At 38.8% G+C, this 3,572-nt stretch carries 5 protein-coding genes; 2 read left to right on the top strand and 3 right to left on the bottom strand.

Translation table 11 applies throughout. The annotated features are described in order from the left end of the window. Both ACEO2X_RS13585 and ACEO2X_RS13580 read left to right on the top strand, forming a co-directional pair. A partial coding sequence (locus tag ACEO2X_RS13585; RefSeq protein WP_178867550.1) for a transposase domain-containing protein occupies window positions 1-95 on the top strand: 95 nt, incomplete at its 5' end. Window positions 96-244: 149 nt separating this feature from the next. Next, entirely contained in the window at window positions 245-1,483 is a 1,239-nt protein-coding gene (locus tag ACEO2X_RS13580; protein ID WP_179989710.1) for a magnesium transporter CorA family protein, read from the top strand. Window positions 1,484-1,772: 289 nt separating this feature from the next. Here the strand turns inward: ACEO2X_RS13580 and ACEO2X_RS13575 are convergent, their stop codons facing one another. The 3 genes from ACEO2X_RS13575 to ACEO2X_RS13565 all read right to left on the bottom strand — a co-directional run bounded on the left by ACEO2X_RS13575 (window position 1,773) and on the right by ACEO2X_RS13565 (window position 3,306). After that, a complete protein-coding gene (locus tag ACEO2X_RS13575) occupies window positions 1,773-2,036 on the bottom strand; it encodes a YdcH family protein (protein WP_131261090.1) in 264 nt (87 codons plus the stop codon). 90 nt (window positions 2,037-2,126) lie between these two features. Next, entirely contained in the window at window positions 2,127-2,462 is a 336-nt protein-coding gene (locus ACEO2X_RS13570) for a chaperone modulator CbpM (RefSeq protein WP_096901332.1), read from the bottom strand. Between the two features lie 382 nt (window positions 2,463-2,844). Further along, on the bottom strand, window positions 2,845-3,306 hold the full coding sequence (locus ACEO2X_RS13565; protein WP_004975935.1) for a DUF2147 domain-containing protein: 462 nt from the start codon (window positions 3,304-3,306) through the stop codon (window positions 2,845-2,847). Window positions 3,307-3,572 lie beyond the last annotated feature (266 nt).

Below are 3,572 nucleotides of genomic sequence, written 5' to 3'. Positions count from 1 at the left end.
CCTATTTAAGTGATGTGCTGAAAAGGTTGCCGACACATAAAGTGACTCAGATTGAAGAATTGCTACCACACCGCTGGAAACCTGAACCGAATTAAAAAATAGGCATGGGGTTCAGCGGACGCTTACTGAAAAGCGGCATAAATTACAGCATGTATTTGAAAAGAAGCCTGATCCATGCTTAAACTGAGTACATCTTAAAATCTCAAAAAACCGTACAAGAAAACTGAAATAGAGTGCCCGTTCTATGCAAAGTTATTATTTTTATCTGCATACCAATCATAAAACCAATATTTATGTGCAAAAACAGCCAATTGAAGGGCTTGAGCCTGAATTTATCTGGATTGATTGCACCCGTGATGATGTGCTTAACCGTGCAGAACAGTGGCAACAAGAGATTTTTCAGTACAGTCAATTATCGCTCAATGAATATCATGTACGCGATATTTTAAATATAGAGCATCCATGTGCGTTTGATACTTTAGATGATTATGACTTATTGATTTTCCGTAAACTGATCACACCCGAAGACCGTATTGCAACAGGGCAACAAGTCGGGGAGAAACATGAACGGATTTTTGGACTGGCCACTACGCCGATGAGCTTTATTATGACACCGCAGATTTTGATTAGTGTGCGGGAACAGGGCAATAAAGTCATGGAAAGCTATTTGTCACGTGTGGAAGCAGCGGTACAACGCCCGATTGAAGAACAGAATAAAGCACGCAAACTGGCAGCAACACCATTAGATTTAACGTTGCGTTTACTGAATTTGGTAGCGGATGATTACTTGGATATTCGCATGCCGCTAACCCGCCGTGTGGAATATTGGCAACAAGAGTTGTTGCAGGGACATCGTCGTTTTACTCGTTGGCATCAATTGCTGCAAGAAAATATGGCGTTTCAGCAAGTTGAAAATTTATGTGAAGAGCAAATAGAAGCCTTGCAGGAATTGCGTGATGAAATTGTCGATAACTACCCACATTTACGTGGCAAAAAACGTAGTGAACGGCAGGATATTATTTTGGTACGTTTGGATGATTTGACCAGTCACATTGAACGAATTCAAAAGCATACCATTCGCTTACGCTCTGCAGTGCAAACCGCAATTGATCTGCATTTTTCTGCTATTGCCAACCAGACCAATGAAAACATGCGGATTTTAGCCATCATTACCGCAGTTTTTGCACCTTTGACTTTATTTACAGGGGTGTATGGTATGAACTTTGAGTTTATGCCGGGGCTGAAACACGCACAGGCCTTTTGGATCATGCTTGGGGTAATGGTGATGACTACTTTGTTGTTGCTGTATTATTTTTATCGTAGGCACCTTGTCGGTCTGGGTGAAAAAAGTGTGATTGATATGTTGGCACAGCAACATAATGACCAACCCATGAATTTATTTTGGTTTTTAGACTATGAACCCATTAAGCAAACCGTGAAAGGCACCATTAAAGAAGTTGAAAAACTGACTAAACTTAAATGATCTAGAAGATAAACTTACGGATGTGGTGATGGATTGAGTCCTGCATCCAATGCGGATTCACAAGATAATGTATTGATTTAAAAGTTGTCCACAGACCTCAAAAGTTATCCATAGGACTGATAAGCTTATCCACAGATTGAGCAGGATAGTCAGACATTTAGCTCAAGATGGCAGATTTTTGAACACTGGCTTCAGATTTGAATATGCCATCTTTTTTGCTTTTTGCCTTTTCTTGCTGTGTCCTGCATCTCATTGCATTTAGATGTACGGTTTAGACTTGTATGAGCTTTTAAGCTAATTGATCATTTTGCGCTTTAAGCAGCAAGTGATACATTTCATCTTTCAGTCTTAATTTTTTGCGTTTCAGCGCTTCAATGTCATCATTAATCTGATGCACAGGATCAAGCTCTAACTGGCTAATTTCACGGTCTAGCTGTTCGTGATCTTCAAAAATTTTTGAAAAATGTGGATTGCTGTCGCGTAATCCCTGAATTAAATCACGAAACTCAGGAAACATATTTTTAATCTTCTTGTTGCAGTCTTTAGTTTTCATTGTGTAGATCATTCTCATCAAAAAAATTTACGGGCATAGAAAGAAAAACGCTCTAGCAAGGTGATGAATCACACAACTAGAGCGTGAGGATTAACTATGTTGAAAATTCAGATGTTTAACTTCTTTACGTAATTTTTGCACTTCATCAATCAGGTCAAGCATCATGGCGACAGCTGAAAAACTGGCATCAAAATCACGTTGCAGCCGATAGGCTTGGCGTGCACGGTTGATATCTTCACCAAAAAATTGGTGGATACGTTCGGCAGGGCGGGAAGGCAGGATGTCATATTCTAAAAGTTGTAAGACCCATTCAGGGCTTTGCCCACACGCTTCGGCAAATTTTTTTAAATCTAACTGGGTAAATTCTTCAATAATTTCTGTGTGCTGTCCGTCTGAAGTGATTTCACGATATAAAATAGTGGTCATGGCATACTCCTTCTGATCGAATTCAAACGAGTTGGCTCGCCTGAAATGAGGGATTGCTTTACATCAATAATTGGTGGATATCCAATAAGTGATTCTCTTTAATTTAGCCTGTGTACGCTGTAATAGAATCTTTTATTTGTATTCCTTTGGTGAAATTCAGCCAACCCTTTGCTGTGCTCACGCCTGTTATATTGATGTGTCAATTTGGCTTGTGCGTATAGATGTCTTATAGATATTAGTCTATTTTTTATTCAATGCCATCCTTTATTTCAATATTTTGGATTGAACGGTCGTACGGTGTTTAAAAGGATTGTTTCAAAATTTGGTAATAAAAAGGGCTCTTTAAAAAGAACCCTGTAAATCAATATCTTAGTTTTTGGAATTAGTATTTTACCCAAGTCACGCTGCGACCAATCACTGAAACACCTACATAGCCACGTAAGGTGAGGCGCTTACCGTTAGCGCTTAAACGAGCTTTGCCTTTATAAACTTTACCGCCAATTGGGTCTAAAACATGACCTTGGTTAAATTCACGTGGGTTTTTAGCATCTTGTTTAAAGCCCCAAATAAATGGCAAGCCAATAAAAGGTTTATTCTTTAAGTTACCTGGACAATTGCTACAAATCACCATTTTTTCTGCACCCGGAATATTACGGGTTTCCACGATAATGCCTTCATAAGTGCCATCTGGCTTTTTGCGAATTTCGACATCGGCACGTGAATAACCTGTGCGATCATCAATGGTTTTCCATTTACCGACCAGTAGATCGCTTTCTGCAAAGCCAACACTTGAGAGGGTTGTTAAAACGAAACCCGCAAAAATCCCTCTGAAATTTATTTTCATGAACAGCATCCCCAAAATTGTTATTTTAAAAAATAGAGTAAAAATTCTATTTCGGGTTTTATAGCAAGAATGTAATAAACAAGCAAATTGAGCAGTGTGAGATGTCAGGCAGGAAAAGATATAAGTGTTATGGAGTTGGTAATTTAACCCGAATTACGGATAAGAAAAGCCCTTGAAAAAAAGGTAGTTAGAGCCATTTAGAAAGTTACGACACAACCCAAAGGCTCTAACTACCATGTACGATTTTACAGAAATTTTTTGTATTG

The organism is Acinetobacter sp. AL9, assembly GCF_041464035.1.
Classification (GTDB): domain Bacteria; phylum Pseudomonadota; class Gammaproteobacteria; order Pseudomonadales; family Moraxellaceae; genus Acinetobacter; species Acinetobacter towneri.
The sequence above is the reverse complement of the archived record's forward strand: the minus strand, read 5'-3'. Positions and strand labels throughout refer to the sequence as shown.